Origin of the sequence: Cognatundibacterium luofuense, assembly GCF_018139685.1 — a bacterium.
Lineage (GTDB): Bacteria > Pseudomonadota > Gammaproteobacteria > Burkholderiales > Burkholderiaceae_D > Undibacterium > Undibacterium luofuense.
Window position 1 is genome coordinate 1 of record NZ_JAGSPN010000001.1, and the last position, 25,479, is coordinate 25,479.

22 protein-coding genes, 4 tRNA genes and 1 rRNA gene are annotated in these 25,479 nt (G+C 52.7%); 18 read left to right on the plus strand and 9 right to left on the minus strand.

Translation table 11 applies throughout. From position 1 onward, the window contains the following. The 6 genes from rrf to KDM89_RS00030 form a co-directional block, all read left to right on the plus strand. A 5S ribosomal RNA gene (gene rrf, locus KDM89_RS00005) occupies nucleotides 1-107 on the plus strand; the annotation flags it as partial. 199 nt (nucleotides 108-306) lie between these two features. After that, a tRNA-Val gene (locus KDM89_RS00010) sits at nucleotides 307-382 on the plus strand. A 33-nt stretch (nucleotides 383-415) separates the two neighbouring features. Further along, nucleotides 416-492 (plus strand) — tRNA-Asp (locus tag KDM89_RS00015). A 418-nt stretch (nucleotides 493-910) separates the two neighbouring features. Then, nucleotides 911-986: transfer RNA gene (locus tag KDM89_RS00020), tRNA-Val, on the plus strand. A gap of 24 nt (nucleotides 987-1,010) precedes the next feature. Continuing rightward, a tRNA-Asp gene (locus tag KDM89_RS00025) sits at nucleotides 1,011-1,087 on the plus strand. A gap of 135 nt (nucleotides 1,088-1,222) precedes the next feature. Beyond that, on the plus strand, nucleotides 1,223-1,726 hold the full coding sequence (locus tag KDM89_RS00030) for a DUF2867 domain-containing protein (RefSeq protein WP_212685918.1): 504 nt from the start codon (nucleotides 1,223-1,225) through the stop codon (nucleotides 1,724-1,726). On the opposite strand, the gene KDM89_RS00035 is transcribed toward KDM89_RS00030, so the two are convergent. The 4 genes from KDM89_RS00035 to KDM89_RS00050 form a co-directional block, all read right to left on the minus strand. Beyond that, nucleotides 1,718-2,194 (minus strand): DUF2269 family protein, encoded by a 477-nt coding sequence (locus tag KDM89_RS00035; protein ID WP_212685919.1) that lies wholly within the window; start codon nucleotides 2,192-2,194, stop codon nucleotides 1,718-1,720. The genes KDM89_RS00030 and KDM89_RS00035 overlap by 9 nt on opposite strands. Further along, the gene (locus KDM89_RS00040; RefSeq protein WP_212685920.1) at nucleotides 2,191-3,459 is read right to left on the minus strand and encodes an SDR family oxidoreductase; all 1,269 of its coding nucleotides are present in this window, start codon (nucleotides 3,457-3,459) and stop codon (nucleotides 2,191-2,193) included. The genes KDM89_RS00035 and KDM89_RS00040 overlap by 4 nt, the downstream gene beginning before the upstream one ends. Nucleotide 3,460: 1 nt before the next feature. Then, nucleotides 3,461-3,844, minus strand: a complete 384-nt coding sequence (locus tag KDM89_RS00045) for a hypothetical protein (protein WP_212685921.1) — start codon at nucleotides 3,842-3,844, stop codon at nucleotides 3,461-3,463. Nucleotides 3,845-3,958: 114 nt separating this feature from the next. Then, nucleotides 3,959-4,495, minus strand: coding sequence for a GbsR/MarR family transcriptional regulator (locus KDM89_RS00050; RefSeq protein WP_212685922.1), 537 nt, complete (start codon nucleotides 4,493-4,495; stop codon nucleotides 3,959-3,961). On the opposite strand from KDM89_RS00050, the gene KDM89_RS00055 reads away from it, so the two are divergent. After that, nucleotides 4,457-5,053, plus strand: a complete 597-nt coding sequence (locus KDM89_RS00055; protein WP_212685923.1) for a hypothetical protein — start codon at nucleotides 4,457-4,459, stop codon at nucleotides 5,051-5,053. The genes KDM89_RS00050 and KDM89_RS00055 overlap by 39 nt on opposite strands. Nucleotides 5,054-5,131: 78 nt before the next feature. Next, on the plus strand, nucleotides 5,132-5,473 hold the full coding sequence (locus tag KDM89_RS00060; protein WP_212685924.1) for a hypothetical protein: 342 nt from the start codon (nucleotides 5,132-5,134) through the stop codon (nucleotides 5,471-5,473). Nucleotides 5,474-5,826: 353 nt separating this feature from the next. Here KDM89_RS00060 and KDM89_RS00065 read toward each other — a convergent pair whose 3' ends face one another. Beyond that, the gene (locus KDM89_RS00065; protein ID WP_212685925.1) at nucleotides 5,827-6,732 is read right to left on the minus strand and encodes a recombination-associated protein RdgC; all 906 of its coding nucleotides are present in this window, start codon (nucleotides 6,730-6,732) and stop codon (nucleotides 5,827-5,829) included. Between the two features lie 226 nt (nucleotides 6,733-6,958). Between KDM89_RS00065 and KDM89_RS00070 the strand changes: the two genes are divergently transcribed. The 7 genes from KDM89_RS00070 (at nucleotide 6,959) to KDM89_RS00100 (ending at nucleotide 15,003) form a co-directional block, all read left to right on the plus strand. Beyond that, the gene (locus KDM89_RS00070) at nucleotides 6,959-7,465 is read left to right on the plus strand and encodes a DUF6622 family protein (RefSeq protein ID WP_212685926.1); all 507 of its coding nucleotides are present in this window, start codon (nucleotides 6,959-6,961) and stop codon (nucleotides 7,463-7,465) included. A gap of 160 nt (nucleotides 7,466-7,625) precedes the next feature. Continuing rightward, the gene (argS, locus tag KDM89_RS00075) at nucleotides 7,626-9,338 is read left to right on the plus strand and encodes an arginine--tRNA ligase (protein WP_212685927.1); all 1,713 of its coding nucleotides are present in this window, start codon (nucleotides 7,626-7,628) and stop codon (nucleotides 9,336-9,338) included. A 72-nt stretch (nucleotides 9,339-9,410) separates the two neighbouring features. Beyond that, nucleotides 9,411-10,028, plus strand: coding sequence for an SPOR domain-containing protein (locus KDM89_RS00080; protein ID WP_212685928.1), 618 nt, complete (start codon nucleotides 9,411-9,413; stop codon nucleotides 10,026-10,028). Nucleotides 10,029-10,052: 24 nt separating this feature from the next. Next, nucleotides 10,053-10,736, plus strand: coding sequence for a thiol:disulfide interchange protein DsbA/DsbL (locus KDM89_RS00085; RefSeq protein WP_230427591.1), 684 nt, complete (start codon nucleotides 10,053-10,055; stop codon nucleotides 10,734-10,736). 79 nt (nucleotides 10,737-10,815) lie between these two features. After that, nucleotides 10,816-11,601, plus strand: coding sequence for an SDR family oxidoreductase (locus tag KDM89_RS00090; protein WP_212685929.1), 786 nt, complete (start codon nucleotides 10,816-10,818; stop codon nucleotides 11,599-11,601). Further along, entirely contained in the window at nucleotides 11,598-12,389 is a 792-nt protein-coding gene (locus tag KDM89_RS00095; RefSeq protein ID WP_212685930.1) for a helical backbone metal receptor, read from the plus strand. The genes KDM89_RS00090 and KDM89_RS00095 overlap by 4 nt, the downstream gene beginning before the upstream one ends. Nucleotides 12,390-12,600: 211 nt before the next feature. Beyond that, complete coding sequence (locus KDM89_RS00100) at nucleotides 12,601-15,003, plus strand: TonB-dependent receptor plug domain-containing protein (RefSeq protein WP_329604588.1); 2,403 nt, start codon at nucleotides 12,601-12,603, stop codon at nucleotides 15,001-15,003. A gap of 159 nt (nucleotides 15,004-15,162) precedes the next feature. Here KDM89_RS00100 and KDM89_RS00105 read toward each other — a convergent pair whose 3' ends face one another. From KDM89_RS00105 to KDM89_RS00115, 3 genes are read right to left on the minus strand one after another with little or no spacing between them, the layout of a single operon-like run. Continuing rightward, nucleotides 15,163-15,588, minus strand: coding sequence for a response regulator (locus KDM89_RS00105; protein WP_212685933.1), 426 nt, complete (start codon nucleotides 15,586-15,588; stop codon nucleotides 15,163-15,165). Then, complete coding sequence (locus KDM89_RS00110) at nucleotides 15,581-20,425, minus strand: response regulator (RefSeq protein ID WP_212685934.1); 4,845 nt, start codon at nucleotides 20,423-20,425, stop codon at nucleotides 15,581-15,583. Before KDM89_RS00110 ends, KDM89_RS00105 begins: the two co-directional genes overlap by 8 nt. Nucleotides 20,426-20,482: 57 nt before the next feature. Next, nucleotides 20,483-21,616, minus strand: coding sequence for a methyl-accepting chemotaxis protein (locus KDM89_RS00115; RefSeq protein ID WP_212685935.1), 1,134 nt, complete (start codon nucleotides 21,614-21,616; stop codon nucleotides 20,483-20,485). Nucleotides 21,617-21,958: 342 nt separating this feature from the next. Between KDM89_RS00115 and KDM89_RS00120 the strand changes: the two genes are divergently transcribed. From KDM89_RS00120 to KDM89_RS00130, 3 genes are read left to right on the plus strand one after another with little or no spacing between them, the layout of a single operon-like run. Next, nucleotides 21,959-22,579, plus strand: coding sequence for a hypothetical protein (locus KDM89_RS00120; RefSeq protein WP_212685936.1), 621 nt, complete (start codon nucleotides 21,959-21,961; stop codon nucleotides 22,577-22,579). Between the two features lie 12 nt (nucleotides 22,580-22,591). Further along, complete coding sequence (locus KDM89_RS00125) at nucleotides 22,592-23,248, plus strand: GNAT family N-acetyltransferase (RefSeq protein ID WP_212685938.1); 657 nt, start codon at nucleotides 22,592-22,594, stop codon at nucleotides 23,246-23,248. After that, nucleotides 23,169-23,480, plus strand: coding sequence for a helix-hairpin-helix domain-containing protein (locus KDM89_RS00130; protein WP_212685939.1), 312 nt, complete (start codon nucleotides 23,169-23,171; stop codon nucleotides 23,478-23,480). The genes KDM89_RS00125 and KDM89_RS00130 overlap by 80 nt, the downstream gene beginning before the upstream one ends. 136 nt (nucleotides 23,481-23,616) lie before the next feature. Here the strand turns inward: KDM89_RS00130 and KDM89_RS00135 are convergent, their stop codons facing one another. Beyond that, a complete protein-coding gene (locus KDM89_RS00135; RefSeq protein WP_212685940.1) occupies nucleotides 23,617-25,479 on the minus strand; it encodes a glycoside hydrolase family 13 protein in 1,863 nt (620 codons plus the stop codon).

The window sequence follows — 25,479 nt, forward strand, 5'->3', positions numbered from 1 at the left end:
GACCATAGCGAGTTGGTACCACCCCTTCCCATCCCGAACAGGACCGTGAAACGACTTAGCGCCGATGATAGTGCTGCAACCAGTGTGAAAGTAGGTCATCGTCAGGCTCCCTATAAGAAACCCCCGCCTCTCGACAGAGGCGGGGGTTTTGCTTTTTATTGAAAGCACGGTGTTTGGCGTAGTTTATTCAAATTAGAAAAAAATACGTGCAGATACTAGACAAGAAGCCGGAATTAAGTCATAATCTTGCTTCTTAAGACGTTTAGTGACAAACGCTAAACAACTTGGCTGACTAAGCAAAGAAATGGGTGCTTAGCTCAGTTGGTAGAGCGGCGCCCTTACAAGGCGTAGGTCGGGAGTTCGAGCCTCTCAGCACCCACCACAGCTAAGTTGTTTGAAAAAGTTTTAAGGTTTTGGAGCGGTAGTTCAGTTGGTTAGAATACCGGCCTGTCACGCCGGGGGTCGCGGGTTCGAGTCCCGTCCGCTCCGCCAGATAAAAAAGCCAGTCAGAATGACTGGCTTTTTTGCTTTTGTGTGCTGTGTCCTTCGTGTCTTTTATTATTCAGAAAACATCGTATGAACGGGCAATATAATGCCCGGATCTTTTGGCACTTGATAACCTGCTTTTTATCCCGGGTTCAGGTGAAATCAAATCTGTACTGTTAGCTTCTGATGCTGCAAGTTTTATCTGCGGCGGACTTCCTGTGAGCGAATAATCTGTCTGCGAGCTGTTTCCCAAGCGCATTCGCGTGCAAATGCTTCAAGAATTCCAGCGCATGAAGCGACTACCGGCGATTTTTTGTCTGACACGGCAAAACAGCTTGCTTTTTCCGTAAAAAATCCTGTATAATTTACGACCTTAAGACATCCGGATGTGAGTCCGGAAACTTAGCTGACTAAGCAAAGAAATGGGTGCTTAGCTCAGTTGGTAGAGCGGCGCCCTTACAAGGCGTAGGTCGGGAGTTCGAGCCTCTCAGCACCCACCACAGTTAAGTGGTCTTAAAAAATTCGGAGCGGTAGTTCAGTTGGTTAGAATACCGGCCTGTCACGCCGGGGGTCGCGGGTTCGAGTCCCGTCCGCTCCGCCAGAATTTGCAAAGCCAGTCCTTGTGACTGGCTTTTTGCTTTTCTGCTCTTCGTAATGGCAAACTTTTCTCCTGAGATGCTTTGTACGAATCGCTTTTATAATGGCGTAAGGATCTATCCTGTAAAGGAGCAGTCACGTGTCGCAGCCCTATCTGAGTAAGGTGCCGCCTGATAGCGGCTTATTGTCGCAATCAGCGGATGCCGATTTTTACGACAGCTGGTCGGTGCAGCCTGCTGATGCCGGTATCAGCACATTTGCAGCGTTGCAGGCGGTATTTCTGCGTTCACCGCGCTGGATTACACTGGCGATGACGATACGGAACAAACTGGTCAGGCTGGCCGGACTGAAAGATCTCGGTGGCTTCGGCAATATTGACCGTCGCAAACCGCTGAGTGCTTACCGTCCGGGAGACCGGTTAGGGATTTTTACGCTGATCAGCATTGCGGACAATGAAATCATCATGGGTGATGATGACAAGCACCTCAATGTACAGGTATCGGTATTCCGTGACTGGCAGCGCAACCTGGTGACGGTAACCACGGTAGTGCATACTAAAAACTGGCTTGGTCGTTTGTATATGATACCGGTGAAACCGGCGCACCAGCGTATCGTGCCAGCCAGTTTGCGGGTTTTAGCCTGACAACGATACCGGTTTGAACACCATCAGTCCGTACACGATCAGCATGGCGCTGAATGCCGGATAACCCAGCCATTCCCAGTAACGGGCATAACGCCAGTACAAAGGCGGCAGTTCGCAGTTTTCTGCCAGCGCATGTGCCGCCATATCACGCATACGAATTTGCAGCCATACCACCGGTAACCAGCAGGCACCTGCCATCAGATATAAGGCCGCACTCAGCCAGATCCATACACTGTTCAGCGGATAGCCTGCCATGTGCAGCATGATCGCGCCGCTCAGCGGCTGAATGATGACAGCCGGTGTGGTGAACCACCAGTCTGCTTTCACGACCAGCCGGCTGACTTGCGCGATACTGCTCAGATTACCGTGGCGGTGAATAAAAAACAGATAAAACGCGCTGCCGAAACCGGTTCCCACCATCAGTACCGACGACAAAATATGCAGTGTTTTCAGCATTAAATAGATCATGATGGTTCCGCCATATGTAAGTGCAGTAATAGACTCAGCACCGCCAGATTTTTCAGCACCGGCCCGAACGGATGCAGCCAGAATGCCGGTAAAAACAATCCGATCACAATGCTGTAAAACACAATCAGACCGGCTTGCATTCGCCACAGGCGTTTCCCCGGGCGCAGCAAAGTTGCCAGACCGAATCCTGCATCCAGCAATGCCGCTGCAAACAGCGCCAATACCGCGCTGTTACCGGATAAACCGAGCGGGCTGAGCAAAGCCAGACTGTCTTCCAGCGGCGTAAGACCGGCAGACAAACCAGCGGTTATCAGCCAGATCATCGCCAATACGATACGGTGAATACCCAGCACGCTTTTTTCCCTGACCTGTGCAGCCACGGCGCTGACGGTAGCGACCGGCAGAAAATCGCTCACCCTGCGTAAAGGACGCTTGCACAATGCGGGCAGCGCATTACGCTCAGTCGCACTGCCTTGCTGCAGCATTTGCCAGCTGTCCGGTGTCAGCGCGGAGGAAGGGAGCCACTGCGCACACCATGCGCCTGCTGCTGCAAGACCGGCAGGCAGCCGGATCACCGGTGCCGGTGCTTGTCCCAGCAGTGCGCGGTAGGCCAGCAATAAGCTTTCCACCGTTTTGCGTTCAGGGCCAGCCAGCTCTGCGATCGCAGGAACCTGTTCACTGCCACATAACTGCACGACGGCAGTACATAAATCATCGATGTGCAGTGGTTGCAAGCCGGCATCCGGTAAGTGCGGCACCACCAGCACCGGCAGACTGGCCAGTCCCATCAACAACTGGCTGGAAGCACCCTGCGCAGAAAAAATCAGCGAAGGCCGCAAGACCGTGCAGCGCAGCTGCGGGAAAGCCGGTGCAAGATATTCCAGCAGATAGCGGTCAGCTGCCAGTTTGCTGCGGAAATATGCAGTGCCGCCCAGATCTGCACCGAGCGCAGAAATCTGGATGATTTGCTGCACGCCTTGTTGTGCTGCGGCGAGAAACAGCGCCTGCGGTGCATCAGTGTGAATTGCGCTGAAGTCGCCACTTTGCTGTTCGCGCAGAATACCGACGGCATTGATCACTACATCGCAACCCTGCACCAAAGTTCGCCACTGTTCCGGACTGTGCTGAGCACGGAAATCAGTCAGCCGGTCGCTATCCAGACGCGGACGGCGAACGCCGCGCACAATCTGATGACCCGCCTGTGCTAACGCTGTGCTCAGTGCATGACCGACCATGCCGTCGGCGCCGCAAATCAGGATGCGCATATCAGGCTCCGTTCACCGCTGCCGCACCGCTTACTAATGGCTTTGCAGGCACGCCAGTTGCGGTCGCATTGCCCGGTATCATTTTCAGCAAACGCTGGGTGAAAAACAGCAGACCCAGCAATACCGCACTCAGACTCAGCAGCAGCGCGCGCTGCAATACTTCATCTGCGCCTGCCGTCATATCCGGATGTTCAAAATACAGACTCGCGAGCAGTGGCAACCCCAGTAATTGCAGATACAACACGCGGCACCAGAATGTGGTGCGCTGATGGCTGCCGCATAATTCACTGAGTAATTCGCGCAGCGGCTGACGGATCAGCAGAATAGCGCTGCCACCGGTGGCGAACGGAATCAGGACTTCCAGCATTAAACGCATGGTACTCATCACTCTCTCCTTTAATAACAGTTATTTCTGTAAAGACAGAAATTAACTTGCCGAAAAAAGGCGGACATTACTCCGCCGTGTTTCAGGTGACTGCGCGGGCAGCCGCCTGTTTGCTTACTCCTCTTTGCCGCTGCCGCGGAAAGTACGGCTCAGTTTCGCCGTCATCCCCAGTGTTTTCATCAGCGTATCCGGCTTCAGTCTCAGCATTTCATCGGCCAGCGTGCTCATAGTTTCGATGAATTCCAGTGTTTCCTGAATTCTGGTCTGCGTTCCTTCCGGTTCTGCCGCCAGATCCGGATGCGCCAGACAATCGCGCAGTGTGCTGATGGTCGGGTCGATTTCACGCTGACGCCGTCCGGCCACGATCAGCTTGAACAATTCCCACACATCGGTCGAGGTTTCAAAATGATCCCTGCGGTCGCCGCGCAAATGCACCACCCTCACCAGATTCCAGGATTGCAACTCTTTGAGGCTGTTACTCACATTCGAGCGCGCCACGCCCAGGGTTTCGGTAATTTCCTCCGCATCCATCGGCCGTCCGGCCAGATACAGCAAGGCATGAATTTGCGCCACAGTGCGGTTTACGCCCCAGCGGGAGCCCATTTCCCCCCAGTGGAGGACGAATCTTTCGGTAATCGGTGTCAGTTCCATAGCGTCAGTATAGATTTTCCGTTATTTCTGTCAAGACAGAAATTTGAGAATGTTGTGAAAACGGGAGAAGGCAGAAGCGGCGGCGGGACCGGCGCGGGCATGGTGGCGATTCATGGCAATGAATATGTGCCGCACTCTGGATTGCCGGTTCCGGAAATCAGCTTGCGTCGGAAACAGGCGAATTGTACGCACTCTGCAGTGCCTTCACTGCCGCTGAACTGGCCGGTTCCGCTGGTGGCACCGGACGCAACCGTAACGCAGCACTCAGAAGGCCATTTTTGCCATCAAATGCGCAATCCCGCACAAGAAAACAGCGATGTCCGCAGAAACAGTGGGCGAGCGGGCAGGTGGTTTTTTCAAAACGGCACAATCCTGTTTTGCTCAGGTGAGGAAAACGAAGGGGTATTCCGGCAGAGCGGCGCATGGGGTCACCGATCCATCACGGCCTTCCTTACTGCGTACCGTTGTTGTCCGGCTTTGTATTTCCGGCACGACATCCGCCTGAAAAGTGCTCTGTTGTCTGCAGGAATTTATTTGCAAAGAGATATGCAAATGTAATAATTTTGAAGTGTCTGTGATGCCGGACACCGGAATTCCTTTCCGTGCCGGATACAGCCTTTTACCCGAAAGATGGATATGCAAACCAGTCTCCCGTTCCGCCAGCCCTTGCGTTTCACACTTGCGCTGATCGTGCTGTTGGCTTTTCTGGCAATCACGCTTGCTGCGATGATGCCGCCGGGTGATTTCCATTACTGGACGGTTTCCGCACCGAAACTGGTGCTGACGATGGTGGTGTTGTCCGCCGCGCTGCTGTTGCAGATCACGGGCCGTCTGGCTTTGCGCACGGCACTGGTACAGCGTTTGCCAGCACAGTTGCGGGTTCCGGTGGTCAGCGCAGCGCTGATCGCGGCCGCGGTGGCAGTGTATTTCACCGGCAGCTATTTCCATCTCGCCAGCATTACCGTCACCGTTTCCTGAGTCCGTCCGCAAGGCCGTTTTTGCCTTCAAATGCGCAATTCCGCACAAAAAAACAGCAATGTCCGCAGAAACAGTGGGCGAGCGGGCAGGTGGTTTTTTCAAAACGGCACATTCCTGTTTTTCACAGGTGAGGAAAACGAATAGCGATTTTTCGTAGCGGTGCGCAAAGTACGGACATGGCAGCGCTTGAAGCGTTTTACTGACGAAGGCACGAAGGGCGATGTTCCGTTGCAAGAGCCGTCAACGATCAGCGGAAGCTAAGGCAGTCAGACTGAACAGTCAGGGACAGAAAATCAGAGGAAGGAAAGTGTGTGGTGGGCAGCAGGGATGGCCGCAGCCATCCCTGAGCCGGATTAGGCGCTGGCCGGTTGCGCTTCGCCGTCGAGGGCGAATACCAGATCGTCGATCATGGTGGCCAGTTCGCCGGTCATCAGCGCGAAGTCGGTATCGAAACGTTCTTCTTCGTTGACGCCTTTGTCTTTGGCTTCATCCATTACATCCAGCGGCTTGATGCGCTTGATGGTCAGGTTATCGGTCAGCACAAAGCTGATGCGGTCATTCCAGGTCAGTGCCAGCTTGGTACACAGTTTGCCGGCAGCGATATGTTTCTGGATATCGTCCGGTTCCAGCGTGTGACGTACATAGCGCACGGTGGATTTGTCTTCATTCGCGCTTTTGAGCTCGGTATCCTGATCAATCGTGAAGCCTTTCGGTGCTTCATTGCCAGCCAGCCAGCCGGTCATCGCCGCTTGCGGACTGGATTTGGTGCGCAGCGCTTCCAGCGGCAGCTTGTCGCAGCATTTCAGCAACAGCTTGATCACTTCATCCGCTTTGGACGGGCTGGAGGCATCAATCACCAGCCAGCGATTGACCGGGTCGATCCAGACGAAAGTCTGGCGACGTACCGCAAATGCGCGCGGCAGCAATTCTTCGGTCACGCGCTCTTTCAGATCTTTCATCGCTTTGCGACCCGGCGCAAAACCCTGCTGCTCTTCCAGTTCCGCTGCGCGGGCTTTGGTGACCTGATTGATCACGCTGGATGGCAGCAGTTTTTTCTCGGTGGCCAGCGAAATCAGAAACTGGCGGTTGACGCTGTGTACCAGCAAGTCATTGCCGCGTGGCGAAATCCAGCCCTGACTCTGCATTTCACTGGAAGCACAGTCAGAAAACGCTATACGCGCCAGTTGCTGATGCAATTCTTCGGCCTGGATGTCCCATGCGCCGTTCAGACGAAAGATTTGTAAATTTTTAAACCACATAGTCTATCCAAACAAGCAAAAGCGCCATTCTACACGCTGGCAGCGCGCCGGACAGCCCGATTTGGGCGCGTTCCGCACCAACAGTTCGCGCCGTGCAGCGGTCGTTTCACGGCGGATTCCGGCAAGTGGTCGCAAGTGCCTCGCATCCCTGTGCCGCCCCCGCCATACTGGCTTCATCGCAGGACACAACACGAAACAACACATCAACATTCACAGGGAGATCATCATGCTGCAACAAATTCTGAGCAACACACCGGTCTGGGTCTGGGTATTACTGGCATTTCTGGTACAGCGCGGCGTGCAAGCCAGCCGCGACCGCGAAGTCAGTCTGCGCATGTTGCTGATTCTGCCGTTGGTGATGCTGGGGATTTCGCTGAACAGTCTGGCAAAACACTATGGTCTGGAAAGCTGGCCTGTGATGTTGTGGGGCAGCACAATGCTGCTGACCGGGTGGGTGGTGGCGCAGCGTATGCAGCCTGAGCAAATGGTGCGTATCAGTGCCGACCAGTACCGCCTGCAAGGCAGCTGGGTACCACTGGCGCTGATGATGACCATCTTCGTTGGTAAATATGCAGAAAACGTGGCGCTGGCAATCGTACCGGCACTCAGCCAGCAAAACACCTATGTCGCCATCAGCAGTCTGTTTTTCGGTGTACTGAACGGTGTGTTTTTTGCCCGTGTATGGCGTGTGCTGATGCTGTCGCAGTCTGCGAAACAAGTACAAATTGCCTGATGCGGGAATCTTCTGAAATGCGGTGTAAGTGTCTGCTTACACCGCATTCTGGTTTCCGCTGCCGAAATGTCTCAGGAAACCAGACAGGGCACGGGGCAGACAGTATAATGATTGCTGTCCCAATTCTGAAAAATTGCCAAAGTGCAATGATTTAAGTGCCATGTTAGCTCAGCAAAAACAAGAAATTCTGCAACTTTTACAGGCAGCGGTGGCACCGCTGCTGGCCGGTACCGAACTGCAACCTGTGATCGCGCTCGAACGTCCGCGCGATCCGGCGCACGGTGACGCCGCCTGCAATATCGCGATGCAGATCGCTAAACCGCTGCGCAAAAATCCGCGTGAAGTCGCCCAGCAAATTGCTGACAGCATCCTGGCACAGCAACATCCTATGATTGCCGCGGTCGAAATCGCCGGTCCGGGTTTCATCAATCTGCGCATCAGCACTGCCGCCAAACAAGCGGTGGCACAAATCATTCTGCGTCAGGGCAGCAACTATGGCCGCAGCCAGCGCGGCGCCGGTAAAAAAGTGGTGGTGGAATTTGTCTCCGCGAACCCGACTGGCCCGCTGCACGTAGGTCACGGCCGTCAGGCGGCACTCGGTGATGCGCTGTCCGCATTGCTGGATGCGCAGGGCTTTGCAGTCAGCCGCGAATTTTATTACAACGATGCCGGCGTACAGATCGGCAATCTGGCATTGTCGGTACAGGCACGTGCCAAAGGTTTCAAACCGGGTGAAGCCGGCTGGCCGGAATCGGCTTACAACGGTGATTACATCGCTGAAATCGCGGAAGATTTTCTGGCGAAGAAAACCACCGCCGCCAGCGATGGTCTGCCAGTCACGGCATCCGGCGATGTGAATGATATCGATTCTATCCGTGCATTTGCAGTTGCTTATCTGCGCCGCGAACAGGATACCGATCTGCAGGCATTCGGCGTGAAGTTCGATACCTATTATCTGGAATCCTCGCTGTACACCGACGGTAAAGTCGAAGGTGCTGTGAATGCGCTGATCGCTGCCGGTAAAACTTACGAGCAGGATGGCGCGCTGTGGCTGCGCACGACCGAATACAAAGATGATAAAGACCGCGTCATGCGTAAGACGGACGGTACTTACACTTACTTCGTACCGGATGTGGCTTACCACGTGACCAAATGGGAACGCGGCTATCAGCAGGCGATCAATATTCAGGGCAGCGATCATCACGGCACCATTGCCCGTGTGCGCGCTGGCTTGCAGGCACTGAACGTCGGTATTCCGCAAGGCTATCCTGACTACGTGCTGCACAAAATGGTCACCGTCATGAAAAACGGTGAAGAAGTCAAAATCTCTAAACGTGCCGGTTCGTATGTGACGGTGCGTGACCTGATCGAATGGTCGGGCAACGGCGACATCGTGAAAGGTCGTGATGCGGTGCGCTTCTTCCTGATTTCACGTAAAGCGGATACGGAATTCGTGTTCGATGTAGACGTGGCGCTGGCACAAACCGATGAAAATCCGGTTTACTACGTGCAGTATGCGCATGCCCGTATTTCCCGCGTACTGTCGCAATTCAGCAGCGATGACGCGGAACTGGCGAAACTGGCAGATACCGATCTGAGCCTGCTGACCGCACCGCGCGAAGCCAGTCTGCTGGCGAAACTGGCAGAGTATCCGGAAATGCTGGAAAAAGCGCTGGATGAACTCGGCCCGCATCAAGTGGCCTTCTATCTGCGTGATCTGGCTGGCGAATTGCACAGCTACTACAATGCCGAGCGTGTACTGGTGGATGATGAAGCCCTCAAACGTGCCCGTCTGGCGCTGTATCTGGCAACCCGTCAGGTCATCCGCAACGGTCTGTCCCTGATCGGCGTATCGGCACCGGAACAAATGTAATCCCGTAGCGGCCTGCGCAGCCAGTTCTGCTCAGGCCGTTTTCTTGTCTGTCACTTCCATGTCCGGAGACACATGAAATCACCACAAAGCTCTGCCGCCCAGCGTGGCAGCACTCTGACCGGCCTGATTATTGGTCTGGTCATCGGTCTGGGTATTGCGGTTGCCGTTGCCCTGCTGATCAATAAATCCTCCACGCCGTTTATGAACAAAGGCGTTAAAGACAAACCGGATCAGCCGGTCAGCCAGCTGGGTGATCCGAATAAGCCTTTATTCGGCGGTAAAGAACCTGCCAAAGACGCAATCGCCAAACCGGCAGAGACGCGTCCTGTTGAAACGCCGCCACAGGTTGCCGTGGTCAAAGCACCGGAAGTGAAAACCGAAGCGCCGAAAGAGAAACCGGCAGATGCCGCAAAAGCAGCGGAACCTGTGAAGGTGGAAGCAGCAGCCGATGACAAATACACGTATTATCTGCAGACTGGCGCGTTCAAAGAACAGGCTGATGCGGAAAGTGCGCGTGCACGGCTGGCGCTGATTGGTTTCGAAGCCAAGATCAGTGAAAAAACCAGCGATACCGGTACCTTGTACCGTGTACGCACCGGTCCGTATCCGAATGCAGAAGCGATGAACCGTCAGCGTGCCAAACTGTCTGAGAATGGTGTCGATGTCGCCATCGTCAAAACCCTGAAATAAACTGAGCCTTTGAAGGAAGTACAGATGCAGATCCGGAGACAATTTTTTCGCAAAACCCTGATGCTGGGCGCAGGCCTGTTACTGGCCGCCGGTGCAATCGCTGCACCGAACACACCGAAAGCCGGCGTCGAATACAAAGTGCTGGGCAAACCGCAGCCAACCGAAGCCGGTAAAAAAATCGAAGTCATCGAATTTTTCGGTTACTTCTGCCCGCACTGCAATGCGCTGGATCCGATGCTGGAAGCCTGGCTGAAAAAACAGGGCGATAAAATTGTGTTCAAACGTGTGCATGTCGGCTTTAGTGGCTTGGCGAATCAGCAAAAACTGTACGCAACACTGGATATCATGGGCAAACTCGGTACCCATCACGTCAAAGCCTTCAATGCGTATCATGTGGAGGGTAACCGTCTGAGATCCGAAGCCGATGTGATGAAATTCGTTGCGGCCTCGGGTCTGGATCAGCAAAAATTCAAAGAAGTATTTAACTCGTTTGGTGTGACCGGCAAAATCGGCCGCTATAACCAGTTACTCAACGATTATCAGATCGACAGCGTACCGACGATTGCGATTGATGGCCGCTTTGTGACCTCGCCGGTGCAGGCTGTATCCACCATTGGCCGCGTGACGGAAGATGAACAAAACCGTGCGGTGCTGGTGGTGATGGATCAGCTGGTCAACATGGTTGCCAAAGAAAAAGGTCTGAAATAACACAGTCTGCGCGGCGCAATCTGCGACGATGGCAGTATGCCGCCAGTCTCTGACTGGCGGTTTTTTTTTGAGAGAAGCTATGAATGTGTTTATTACCGGCGCATCGTCCGGACTCGGTGAAGCACTGGCGCGTGCCTATGCCGCTAGCGGCGCCAGTCTGGGTTTGCTCGGACGCCGTGCTGATGCTTTGCAAGCGTTGAAAGACAGTTTGCCGCATCCGGAAAAACATCAGATCTATGTCGCCGACGTCAATGATCATGCGGCATTGCATGCAGTGGCACAGGACTTTATCCGGCGCAGCGGCGAAGTGCATGTGGTGATTGCCAGCGCCGGTATATCAGCCGGAACGCTGACTGAACATGCGGAAGATCTGGCCATGATTCGCAAAGTCATGGACACTAATCTGCTGGCGACTGCTGCGACCTTTGCGCCGTTTATTCCGCATATGCAACAGCAAAAACGGCCGCAGGATTGCCGTCTGGTTGGTATTGCCAGCGTGGCCGGTATACGCGGCTTGCCGGGTGCAGAAGCTTACAGCGCATCCAAAGCGGCAGTCATCAGTTATTGCGAATCGCTGCGCCTTGAAATGCGCGCCAGCGGTATCCGCGTGGTCACGATTGCACCGGGCTATATCGATACGCCGATGACGAAGGTGAATACTTACGCTATGCCGTTTCTGATGCCAGCCGACCAGTTTGCTGCCCGCGCACTGCGCACCATTCAGGCAGGAACCTCGTATCGTGTGATCCCGTGGCAAATGGGCTGGGTCGCGCGCTTGCTGCGCATCCTGCCGAACTGGCTGTATGACTTCGCGTTCAGTCAGGCTCCGCGTAAAGGCCGCTTACCACCGGAATCTCAGCCATGAGCAGCGCATTTAGTACTGACGCCATCGGACAAAGTCATCCGCCTTTCGCGAAAGGTAGTGCCCGTATTGTCAGTCTGGTGCCATCGCTGACCGAATTAATTGTGGATCTGGGATTGGCGGATTCACTGGTTGGTCGTACCGGATTTTGTATTCACCCGCAGAACGTGGTGAAACCGATTCCCAAGGTTGGCGGTACCAAAGATGTGAATCTCGACAAAATCCGTAAGCTCGCACCAACCCACGTAGTGCTGAATATCGATGAAAACGAAAAGCCGGTGGCGGATGCGCTGGCGCAGTTCGTGCCGCATGTGATCGTCACCCATCCGCTGACCCTGCGTGACAATCTGGATGTCTATCGCCTGTTCGGGCAACTGTTCGGCGTGGAAGCTGCGGCGCAAGCCTTGTGCGATGAATTTGAAGCGGTTTACGCCCGTTTTGCGCAATCCGGCACAGAAAAACAGCAACCCCCGCTCGTTTACTGCATCTGGAAGGACCCCTGGATGACGATTTCGGCATCAACCTATATCGCGGACATGCTGCGCAGCAGTGGTCGTACCGTCTGGCATCCGTCCAGTGAACAGCGCTACCCGGCGTTCAGCTGGGAGGAGGCCTTACAGGCGGGTGTCGGTGAGGTCTGGTTATCGACCGAACCTTACCGTTTTCAGCCTGAACATGTGGATGCACTCGCGCCACAACTGGGCATACCAGTGCGGCTGGCAGATGGTGAAATGTGTTCGTGGTACGGTAGCCGGGCTATCGCCGGAATGAGATATTTGATGTCAGAATGACGATATATTTGAAAATAATTTTGTCAATTTGTGAAAATTTCGAAGAAAAGACGTAATCGTGCAACAGCCTGATTGACCCTTGCGCATCGCAGCAGGGATACTGACTCCTCCAAAAATAACAAGCAATCGCTGATACCAGATTGCCATGCGGCAAAAAAAAGCATGGCAGACCAGTTCAGCATTTTGCACTTTCATTTGTGAGGAATTAAGTATGACACCAATGCGCAGAGCGATCCTGCTCGCCTTGTATGGCACTGCCGGTCTTGCCGCGGTCACCCCGCTGACTGGTATGGCTCAGTCCACCACCAATGCTGAAAAGCTGGTGGAACCACCACTGCAAACGCTGACCATTGTCGGCTCACGCAAGCTGAACTCATCGGCAACCGAAACACCGGTGCCGGTCGATTTTATTCCTGTCAGCAAAGCGGCCGAATCGGGCGGCCAGTTCGATCTGGCCCAGACACTGGCGAATATTTCGCCTTCATTCAACTCTACCCGCCAGACCGGCGCCGATGGCGCAGATCTGGTGGATTCGGCAGCACTGCGTGGTCTTGGTTCAGACCAGACGCTGGTGCTGGTCAATGGAAAACGTCGTCATACGGTGTCGCTGGTAAATTTGTTTGGTGCGCGCAACCGTGGCAATACCGGTACCGATATGAATGCGATTCCTGTCATGGCAATCAGCAATATTCAGGTCTTGCGTGATGGCGCAGCAGCGCAGTATGGCTCGGATGCGATTGCCGGTGTGCTGGATATTTCGCTGAAAAAATCCCTGGGCTGCGAAGCCAGCTTTGGTTACAGCCAGTACTCTGCCGGTGATGGTAAAAACTATGCTCCTTCTGCCTATTGCGGTTTCCGTGTCGGTGAGGCGGGTGTGATCGGCATCACGGCAGAATACACAGATCGCGGTCGTTCTAACCGTGCCGATCCGGGTAATCCGCGTACCATCGGTGATGCACGTGTGACTGGCCCAACGGTGTACATCAACGGCGAAGTACCAAACGGTGGCGGCGATAAATTCTATTTCACACTTGGCAATCAGCAGCGTCGTGCTTCTTCTGCTGCCTGGGCGCGTGGTGGCGTTGGCACAGACGATATTCCTAGCCGTAATTCTGCTGCCATGTATCCGGGCGGATTTGTGCCGTATATCAACGGTGATATTAATGATATCTACGGTATTGCCGGTTACCGTATGCGCGTCGGCGAATGGAGTGCAGATTTATCGCAAACCTACGGCTATAACCGCCTGAAATATGAAATTTCGAATACCCTGAATGCATCGATTGCAAATAAAGACTTAACATCCGGTGGCAAAGGTATCAGCCCGAGTGTATTTGATGCCGGTGGTTTTTCGTTTGCACAGGCAACCACCAATCTGGATTTCAGCCGCTATTTCGACAACTGGTTCATGGGAACGAATGTCGCTTTCGGCGCAGAATACCGCTACGAAAAATATCAGATTTTCGCAGGTGAACCGGGTTCATACATCGATGCCGATGGTGTTGGCGTTGGCGGCAATGCCGGTAGTCAGGGTTTTCCGGGATTTCAGCCGGGCGACAGTACCAATAAAAACCGTAACAGTATTGCTGCCTATGTGGACATCGAAGCGGATCTGACCAGCAAACTGAAATTGCAGACTGCAGTACGCGGTGAGCGTTACAACGACTTCGGTTCCACACTGACCGGAAAACTGGCCGCCAGTTATCAGGTGGTGGACGGATTTCTTGGCCGTGCCTCAGTCAGTACCGGCTTCCGTGCACCATCGCTGCAGCAAGTGTATTTCTCATCGACATTTACCGACTTCATCAGCGGTAAGCCTATGGATGTGGTACTGGCACCAAATGGCGGGACGGTTGCCAATGCAGCTGGTATCCCTAAGCTGACCGAAGAAAAATCCAAAAGCTACACGCTGGGTCTGACATTCAAGCCGAATCAGCAATTCTCAGCGACAGCCGACTTGTACCGCATCGACATCTCTGACCGTATCGTCTTGTCCGGTCGTTTTGATGCGACCAACTATCCTGCACTGGGAGCGGTGTTGTCAGGGCTGGGTGTCGGCCAGGCGCAATTCTTTGTGAATTCGATCAGTACCCGTACTCAGGGTCTGGATCTGACGTCTTCATATAAAACAAACTTTGCTTCTGGCAAACTCACCACTTACTTCGCGGCGAATTTCAGCAAAACCGACGTGACTAAGGTAAAAGCGCCTGCTGCACTGAAGGGTTATGAAGATGTATTGCTGTCTGAGCGTGAACGCCTGTTTATTGAACAGGGTGGCCCGCGTCGCAAAGCGACCCTGAGCTTTAATTATGAACAGGGCCCGTGGAATGGTGAATTTAAAATTATTCACTATGGTCCGCAAACACTGGGTACTTTCTCCGGTACGGCGAATGGCGTTGCGAATGCCTATTACGCTCCGAAAACATCGGCAGATATGGCACTGACTTACGCTGTGAACGACAGCACAAAAATCACAGTGGGCGCCAATAACGTCTTTAACGTGAAACCGAACCGTCAGGATCCGAACGAAACCGATAATGGTTTTTACTATGACAGCGTTCAGTTCGGACTGGGCGGTGCTTCGTACTTCGTAAAACTGTGGAAAAAATTCTGATACTCAGACACAGACCGGCTGCCTGACTCAGCAGCTCAGACAGCCGGATAAGTTTCGCCAGCGGCATCTTACGGGATGCCGTTTTTTTTGCGAGCGGGTCAGCAGTCAGTTCCGGTGATGTTTAACCGACTGAAAACCGGCAATCAAAGCACGCAGCTATCAGGCCAGAACTTTTTCCAGCATGGGCAGCAAGGCTTCTTTGCGTAAAGGCTTTTCTATCGTCCCCAGAAAATGCAGCCTTGCAAGTTGTGCGACCAGTGAAGCCGTATACAGCACTTTGGCACCCTGACCGGAAATCAGAATGACAGAACCCTGAAAGTGACGATCACCTAAATGCCGCATGACTTCAAAGCCATCCATACCCGGCATCTGAATATCACACATAATTAAATCCGGTGCTGGCTGGTGATTCAGATTCAGTAGTGCATTGTCACCGCCCAGCGCAGTACTGACTTTTTTAATGCCGAGTTCTTCCAGCAATTCGGTTGCAAAATCCAGCTGAAAATCATCATCATCAATGATCATTACCCTGAGCTGGCTCAGGTCTAGTGTGCTTCCCTGCATTTTGATTTCTCCGTCACGCATTGCTGACTCCGTCACTGACAACATGTCCGTTATTACTCTCGTGATGCTGCTGATCCCATTTTTGTTTCCAGCTAATAAATTCGATGGCTGGCATTGGTTTTGCAATGAAATAGCCTTGTACTTCATCACAGCCTGATCCGGCGATTAAATCCCAGTCCGCTTGTTTTTCCACACCTTCCGCAACCAGATTTAAGCGGAAGATTTTTCCAAGCTGAATACTGGAACCGAGAATGGCGCGTGCTCCTTCGTCTCGGGTAGCACCGTTGACAAATGCACGGTCAACTTTGAGTTCAGTCACCGGTAACTGTTTCAGATTTTCCATGGTGGAAAAACCGGTGCCGAAATCATCAATCGATAGCCCGAAACCCTTTAACCGCAATCGCGTCAGAATTTCCAGACTCAGTGTCAGGTTCTCCATCAGCCGGCTTTCCGTCAGTTCCAGCGTGATATAACGGGGTTCCAGGCCAGCAGAACGCACAATACGTTCGAATTCTTCCGGCAGATTAATCTGGTCAAGATCATCCATAGAAACGTTAACGGATAACTTCAGATCATGTCCCTGGCGACGCCATTTCCCGAGCTGAATGGCACTCTTCTTCAGTATTTCATGGGTCAGAATATTGATCATTCCGTTCGCTTCCAGAACCGGGACAAAACTACCGGGACCTACAATGCCGCGCTCTGTATGTCTCCAGCGCGCCAGACATTCTGCACCGAGTATCCGTTTATCAATGACGCTGACTTTCGGTTGATAAAATACTTCAACGCAGCCTTCAGTAATGCCCTGCTGTAATTCTTCCAGTGTCAGCAAGGCTTCCGATTTCCGGGTCACGGGCTTCGGTGATGCATCGCGGCGCTGACGTAAAGACAGTTCCAGAATGTCGCTGGTCAGCGGTTTACGTAATGCCGATAAAAGTTGCAAACCGTAGGCGGTGACCAGACTTTCTGCCGCTTTCAGTAAGTTAGCATCGACGCTGCTGAGCAGAATGACTGAACCGGTATAGCCTTGCTCCGCCACCATACGCAGGAAGCTGATGCCATCCAGTCCGTTTAAATGTAAATCGCAAATTAAGATATCGGGATGGTAGGTGCGTAACATCATCAGTGCCTGATGGCCATCCATGCAGGACATAATGCGACTGACGCCGAGCTTGCGCAGGCAACCACAGGCAATATCCAGATGGCTGGCGTCATCTTCGAGTACAAGCACCTGTAATCCGGTAAAGTCAGCCTTGGTACTACCGGTTTGCGGCGTTGCAGATTCCGGTATTTGTAAACCCGGAATACCTTCTTTCTCCATACGGTTAATCGCTGCTTCGATATCCGGCAGCATATTGCTGAGAGTCTTCAGTAGCAGGGCGGCATGCGGTAAATCGTTATTCCGGCGCAGTTGCTCCAGTTCTTCGCAATAGGCAGCGAATGAATGGGCACCGACAGTACGGGCACTGGATTTCAGTTTATGGCCGAGTGCAGACAAGGCATGCATATCTTCCAGGCTGCTGGCTTGTTGCATATCCTCCAGTCCCTGATGTACCGAAGTCACAAATTTGCGCGCATAGCGGATCAGTTTTTCCGGATTATTGCCAAGCTGTCTTGCCAGTTCATGCAGCTGTAAAACGGAAGAACCACTGTCCTGCAAGCTGACTGATGGCAGCGCGGTACTGGCAATCTCCGGTACGGATGTGGATTCGTGCTGACCACTGAGCCAGCGCAGCAGAGTTGCATACAGTACTTCAGGCACAAATGGCTTCGGCAGGAAGTCATTCATGCCGGCCGCCAGACATTGCAAGCGATCTTCATCCATCGCATTCGCGGTCATCGCAATCACAGGCAGATCGCTGCAGTCGGGCCGGTTCCGCAGATAGCGGGTTGCTGCCAGCCCGTCCATGGTTGGCATTTGTACATCCATCAGTATGCAATCTGGTCGCTCACGATCAAGCAATTGCAATACCTCCGCGCCGTGGTCTGCCATACTGACCGTGATACCGGCCTCTTCCAGCAACTCCCTGGCAATTTGCTGGTTAAAACTATTATCGTCAGCAACCAGCACATGAATACGATTGCGTTCATGTACCAGTAAGCGCAGGCGCGTCAGGCTGGCTGCTTCATTCAGTTCGGTGCGGTGTTCCTGCTGATCATGTGCCGCAGTTAAATGAACGGTGAACCAGAAAGTACTGCCTTTTCCCTGCATGCTGCTGACGCCGACATCGCCACCCATCAGCCTTGCCAGTTGTTTGCTGATTGCCAGTCCGAGGCCGGTACCGCCATAACGCCGGGTAGTCGAACTGTCGGCTTGTTCAAACGAGCGGAATAAGCGGCACTGCTGTTCCTCTGACATGCCGATACCGGAATCCTGCACTTCAAAACGCACCATCCAGCCTTCCGCTGTATCATGCAGTTTTTCTGCACGTACGACGATTTCACCGTGCTCAGTGAATTTGATTGCATTGTTTGTGTAATTAATCAGTATCTGACTCAGCCGGTGCGGATCACCGTGCATATGATTCGTCAGCGTCTGATCCACTTCGAAGCGTAACTGGATGGGGCGTCCGGTCAGCTTATCGCTCATCATGCCGGACAGTTTTCCGAACATTTCATCCAGCCAGAAATCGATCGATTCCAGTGTCATTTTGCCCGCTTCGATTTTTGAAAAATCGAGAATGTCATTCACGATGTGCAGCAAGTGCTCACCGGATAACTGGATTTTTTTCAGATAATCCCGCTGTTTCGGATCACTGGTCGCGGCAATCGCCAGATAAGTCATACCCAGTACACCATTCATCGGCGTGCGGATTTCATGACTCATGTTGGCAAGGAAATTACTCTTTGCCTGATTTGCGGCTTCTGCCTGACGGCGGGCTTCGGCCAGTTCTTGCGTACGCTGATCAACCAGATCTTCCAGATGATGCCGGTACTGATCCAGTTCCGCCTCCAGCCGTTTTTTACTGGTGATGTCCTGCTGTACAGAAACGTAGTGCGAGATGCAGCCGTCCGGTTGTCGCAGCGGTGTGATGATCGCATGCTGAATAATCTCGCTGCCGTCTTTGCGCTGGTTGTAAAACTCACCACGCCAGATTTCACCGCGCTCAAGCGTCTGATGTAAGTCTGCCTGCGATTCCAGTGACATTTTGCCGGAAGCCATAAACTTCGGCGTTTTGCCGATCGCTTCCCGGCGCTCATAGCCAAACGTCGATAAAAAGGATTCGTTAACGTATTCGATATGATGATTGACATCGGTAATGATGACCGATTCAGGGCTTTGCTCTACCGCCAGTGATAATTTGTGCAGTTGCTCTTCTGCGCGTTTACGTTCGGTAATATCAACGATCTGAAGTACAAAGTGGGTTGCTTTACCTGTTGCCGTCCGGACGACACCCAAGTGCTGCTGGGTCCAGACGTCGTGCGATTGGCGGTGCAGATAACGTTTCTCAGTTTGTACAGAACCACGCTCACCGGAAATCAGTTCAGCAATCAAATGCTGATCAGCCAGTAAATCATCAACTGCTGAAATCAGATCAAAGCCATCGCGCAGTAAATCGTGCTCTGACCAGCCCAGCATATGGCAGAACGCATGATTCACTTTCATGAACTTCATATTCATGCTGACCAGCGCCATACCAATCGGCGACGCGCTGAACGTATGTTCCAGTCGTGCTTCACTTTCCAGACGTGACGCTTCTGCCAGTTTCCGGTCCGTAATATCCTGCACGATACCGGTCAGACGGACGACGCGGCCACTGGAGTTAAAGATACGATTGCCGGGAACGGCCCAGATGTAGCGAATGCTGCCATCCGGCAATACAATTCTGTATTCAAACGGCAGTGACAAACTGTGCTGTTTGAAGGTGTCTTTCTGGCGTGACATGATTTCCGCCTGATCATCCGGATGAATCGTGTCTTTCACCATACGTGCGATATCGCCACCGTATTTTGATAAATCTCGTTGCCAGATACGCTGCATTTCAGCGGACCATGTTACTTTGTTCAGGTCAGGTTCCCACACCCAGTGACCTACTTGCGCGATCTGCTCTGCCTCCCTCAGATCCAGCTCACTTTGTTTTAAAGCTTCTTCTGTACGGCGCCTTTCAGTAATATCCCGTGTTATGTATAGCGCCATCGGCATATCGCCTGTCCCGGCGCGGATCGGTACAGCATGGGTTTCCATCCAGCGCATCGTACCGCGCAGACCTGTAATTTCGAACTCCAGCTGACCACTGCCACCCTGAATCACTTGCTCATGCAGATTCAGAAATGCGCGGCGATAACGGGTATGAATAAAATTGTTAAGACCGTATGCCCTGACAGCTTCGATATCGCCGGCTTCCAGCATACTCAGGCCAGCTGTATTCATTTCCAGCAGGTAGCCTTTCGCATCAACGACCTGTACACTTTCTGGCTCTGCTTCGAAAATCGCACGCAGTAATTGTTCGCTGGATTTCAGGCGCGCTTCTGTTTTATGTTTATAAAGTGCGAGTTCCAGCGAAGCTTTCAGTTCACGGTCGGTGTAAGGTTTGATAATGTAACCAAACGCTTCCGATGAGCGGATACGGCTGAATGCGGAATCATCTTCAGAGCCGGATAAAAAGACGACAGGAATGTCTGCCTGATTGCGGATCTGAAGAGCAGCATCAATACCATCCATCTGACCTTCCAGCACAATATCCATCAGGATAATGTCCGGCATCAGTTGCAGCGCAAGGCTTACCGCTTCCTCGCCGGAAGCCGCAGCGCCGACTGCATGGAAGCCGAGTAATTCCAGCTTTAGTTGAATTTGTAATGAGACCAGTTCATCGTCTTCAACGACCAGAACCCGTGATCTCTGCTCCTGATTCGGCATGCTTTGCTCCGCATGAAGTCAGATTGATGTATCGCATCCGGAAGGTACTTTTCCGGCTCAGAAGAATGTGATTTCCGTCTCAGATGCAGACGTATTCTGCTGACCATGTGCTTTCAGTTCATCATCCATTGTGTAGGTTGTCTTTAGCGAATCCAGCCACTGACGTGTACGGGCAGACATGACATTATTTCCGGTACTGACTTCCTGACCGAGTTTATCAATATCATGATTAACAACCTGAAGAATCTGGCTGATACGGTCCTGGAATTGCAGGCTGACAATCAGTTCTTCAAAGTGGCCACGGATTACCTGTCCCTGTATGCGCATGTTCTCAGAGGTATCTGCCATTTCACCCACATGTGACAGAACATCTTTGATGACTTCACCGGATACTTCGAGAATTTTTCCGTCATTGACTGCGGCACGGTCAGCTGTACGCAGAGAAGTATGCATGACATCAGAAATACGCTTAACGCGTTCGCTCATACGGTGGCCAGTTTCGGCGGATAAATGAGATAACTTACGAACCTCACCCGCGACGACAGCGAATCCACGGCCATGTTCACCAACCCGCGCAGCTTCAATTGCGGCATTGATCGCCAGCAGATTGGTAGTCGCAGCAATCTGGCTGACTTCGTTCGTCATGCTGTCGAGTTCTTTCGTCGCGTCTGCCAGCTGGCGCATACAGCTTAACAATTCATCTTTACCGTTAATGACCTGTTGCAGCGACTGAATCAGCGGCGTCAGTTCTTTTTTGCACAGTTGAAGCAGAGTGATTGACGCACTTTGCGTCTGGGCTTGTCCGAGATTGCCAACAGATTCAAAACCAGCTGCATCAAAGGCGCTGATCATGGCGCTGCAGCTTTGGATCAGCTGGCCAATCGCCTGTTCGCTTTGTTGTCTTACCTGATCCAGATGCTGGCTCCAGACAGGGAGCACATGTTCCAGCAAATCGGGTAATTGTTGTTGCTGAGTGCTTGTATTTACTGGCACATTGTCCTGTTCTTCTTCAGCAGCGGGTGTGAGCAACAATGTATGCCGCAGCAGCCAGCCAACGGCGGCCAGATTACCAAGCAGGAAAAAGCTGTTAAGCCAGCCAGGAGCCTGCCAGAAAATCAGCAGAGCGCTGACAGCGGCAATGCCGCAAACGGTGAAAACCGGTATGTGCTGACGCAGTGAAACATCCCTCATACATCATTTCCTCAATGAAATACGGCATGAACTTCAACTTACGCGGAACAAGAAACAACGTGCGGAGAAAGAAAAGCAAAAAGCAGACCGGATGCATATCCGGTGTGCAAAACAGGCAATAACTGCATAGTATATTGTGGTTTGTTTTTTCTGAATTGCAATGTTTTTATGCGTTTTTCAGTTAAAAATCACGCTAATTCAGTTGTGTTGAAGATAATGATTTTCTGTTGCTTTCAGGCGATTTTCGCTAAGATGGCATGTGCTGTGCAGACTTTCTGCGCAAGAGATCAGCGTTGTGAAAAACCCACTTTACGAACCCGAACTTTTTATCAGAGACATCAATTGGATTTTCAGAATACTTCACCGGTTTCCGGTAATACAGGCACTGAAGAACTGCCGGATAACCAGGCCTTATATCAAAATGATTTTTATGTGGTCAGCCCGCGTAAACTATGGGTGATGACCATGGGTACGATGGGGATTTACTCTGTCTACTGGCTATACGCGCAGTGGTTCGCGCATCAGAAACGTACCGGTGAAGATATATGGTCGATTCCCCGTGCCATTTTTAATGTGTTTTTTGTGCACGGATTATTCCGTCGTGTCCATGACTGGGCAGCAGAGCGCGGAGATGCCCTGACGAATCACAGTAATCTGGCATGGGCGTGGGTTTTGCTTACAGTGACGATGAGGGTTGTTGACCGTGTTTATGGTAATCAGCTGGCGCCCTTGGTGGATCTGCTTGTGAATTTATTGGTAACCGGATTGATCGCCGCAATTCTGTTTGCAGTACAGCAGACAATTAACCGTGTTTCAGGGGATACGGACGGTGCGTCGAACGCACAGTTCAGCTTTGCCAACTGGTTCTGGTTATTTGTGGGTGCGTTGATCTGGTATGGTGCGGCATCACTTGTCTTTGAAACCGGAGAGACCGGCGGCAGTTCCGGTCCGGCGATTATTTAAACGGATGATCCGATGACTGGAAACATACAACATCCGTGGCTGAGTTTGCGACTGGAAACCGAACGCTTAATCCTGCGTCCGGTACAGACAGATGATACAGCAGCCGTATTTGCGATGGGCAGTGATCCGGAAGTTACCCGGTATGGAAGCGAATTACCCTGGACCGATACGGCGCAGGCCGATGCAAGGATAGCCCGCAGCATCAATGCGGTGACTTGCGGGGAATACCTGCCGCTGGTGATGGAGCGGCGTGAAGACGGCGCTGTGATCGGTGAATGCGGTTTGTATCAGTGGTCATTGCAAAACCGGCGGGCAGAACTCGGATACCGGATGAACAACGCTTTCTGGGGAAAGGCCTATATGCGGGAAGCACTGACTGCTTTGCTGGACTGGGCTTTCGGTCGTGAAGGTTTGCACCGGATTGAAGCCGATACAGATCCCGGTAATGTACGCTCAATACATTTGCTGAACATGCTAGGATTTACGCAGGAAGGTTTGCTCAGAGAGCGCTGGATCGTCGGTGATCAGATTTTCGATACGGCGATGTTCGGATTGCTGGCGCAGGACTGGACGGAAACACGGAGAAATCATGCATCCGCAAAAAGTTTGCCGGGAAAAGCTGGAGAAACTGACCGATCTGCCGAACATAGGACCGGCGGCGGCCAGTGATCTGATGTTACTTGGAATACAGCATCCGTCCGCGCTGGTCGGTCAGGATGCTTATCAGCTGTATGAGGAATTGTGTCGTCTGACCCGTCAGCGGCACGACCCTTGTGTGATTGATGTGTTTTTATCGGTAATCCGGTTTATGGAAGGTGAACCGCCACAATCGTGGTGGGCTTACACCGCAGAGCGCCAGCAGACTTTGTTGTCCCGCACAGGAAAACAAACTACTCCTTAACATGTCAATATGAATATTGGCATGTTAATTCACGATTGCTGACGTGTAAAAATCACCTCTCTTACAGACGTCAAAAACTTGCATGCCTGAGAAGTCCGATGTACCGGACAACTTCAGTGACGTAGATCTGCGTCACTTATTCCAGTTCCAGAATCGTCGCCGACCGTGCCGGCAACGCCAGTGTTTCTGCCAGCCTGAACTGTCTGCCATCCATCACATCGCTTGCTTTTGTACGCTTGCCTATTCCTTCGGTAAAGCGCGCCAGTGCCAGCTCGCGGCTTTCTGTATTTTTGTTCAGTATCACCATCACAGTCTGTTTACCCAGAATGCGGAAGTAGCAATAGATGCCATCTTCCGGCGAGAAATGCAGCATGTGGCCTTTGTGAACTGCGTTTGCAGTTTTACGCCAGTTCAGCAGGCGTGCCACATAACGCTGCATGTTCTGTTGTGCTTCGCTGAGTCCTGCGCCAGTGAATGCATTCACCTTGTCTTCCGCCCAGCCGCCGGGGAAATCGCGGCGTGCCGCACCATCATCACGTTCTTTACGGCTTTCCATCAGAATTTCGGTGCCGTAATACAGTTGCGGGGTGCGCGGAATCGTGGCGATATAGGCCAGTGCCATTTTCACCAGCGCTGCATCTTTGTCGAACACACTGTAAATACGGCTGATATCGTGGTTACCATCGAACAGCACCATGCGTTCCGGTTGCGGATATAACTGATCGGCGACCAGTGCTTCATACAAGCTGTTGAAACCGCTGTTCCACGATTCATTGCTGCTGAATGCCTGACGCAGCACATCCTGCATCGGAAAATCCATCATCGCAGGCATCGAAGAGCGGTAACCATCCGGATTACGGTAACCGCGCAGCCAGCGCGCTACGACCAGAGGCTGGGTACTCCATTCTTCACCAACCATGGAAAAATGCGGGTATTCGCGCAGAATGCTGGCCGACCAGCGCGCCAGAAATGCCGGATCGGAATAGCTGTAGGTATCCACCCGTAAGCCGGACAAGCCTGCGTATTCTATCCACCAGATCGTATTCTGAATCTGATAGGTTGCCAGCACAGGATTGCGCTGATTCAGGTCGGGCATGGTATCGGTGAACCAGCCGTAACTGAAATTTTCACGGTCGGCGGCGGCAGCATAGCGGTCGCTCAGCGTGGTACGGGCGTGGCGGGTAGGGACAAATTTTCCCTGAAAGCCGAGCCAGTCCGGTGCCGGCATATCCTGCATCCACCAGTGATGGCTGCCGATATGGTTCAGCACCACATCCTGAATCATGCCAATGCCGCGCTGACGTGCTGCCTGTACCAGTTGCCGGTAATCTTCATTGCTGCCGAAGCGCGGATCAATACGGTATAAATCGGTGGCCGCATAGCCGTGATAGGAATAGCGCGGCAAATTGTTTTCCAGCATCGGCGTTGGCCAGATCATGGTGTAACCCATGCGCTGTATGTAATCCAGATGCGCGCGGATACCGGCGATGTCACCGCCGTGGCGCGCGCCGCCGTCATCGCTGCGGTCCACATGATCGGCGTAACCGGCAATGCGGTCATTGTCCGGATTACCGTTGGCAAAACGGTCCGGTACCAGATTCAGAATCACGTCCTGTGCGCCGAAACCCTGGCGTTGTGCAGACTGCGGTTCGCGCTGCAACAAGCGGTAAGGATACTGGTAGCGCAGGCGACCCGTAGCCTGATCGCGGAACCGGATCTCAAAACCGCCCGGCCGCACGGTTGGCGCGAGTTGCAGCGTCAGCACCAGATAATTCGGGTTCGGCAACGTCTCCGTTTTCAGCAAACGCACACCGGGGTAATGCAGTTCTGGTTTGCTGCCTGCAATGGCCGGTGCGTGTACCAGCAACTGTAATTGCGGTTCCGCCATACCCGCCCACCAGAACGGTGGTTCCAGATGCTGTGGAGCAGGGGTGTTGTCATTCGCAAACGCAGGCAGTAAAACTGTGATCAGCAACGCGCCGGGCAGGAAATGTCTCAT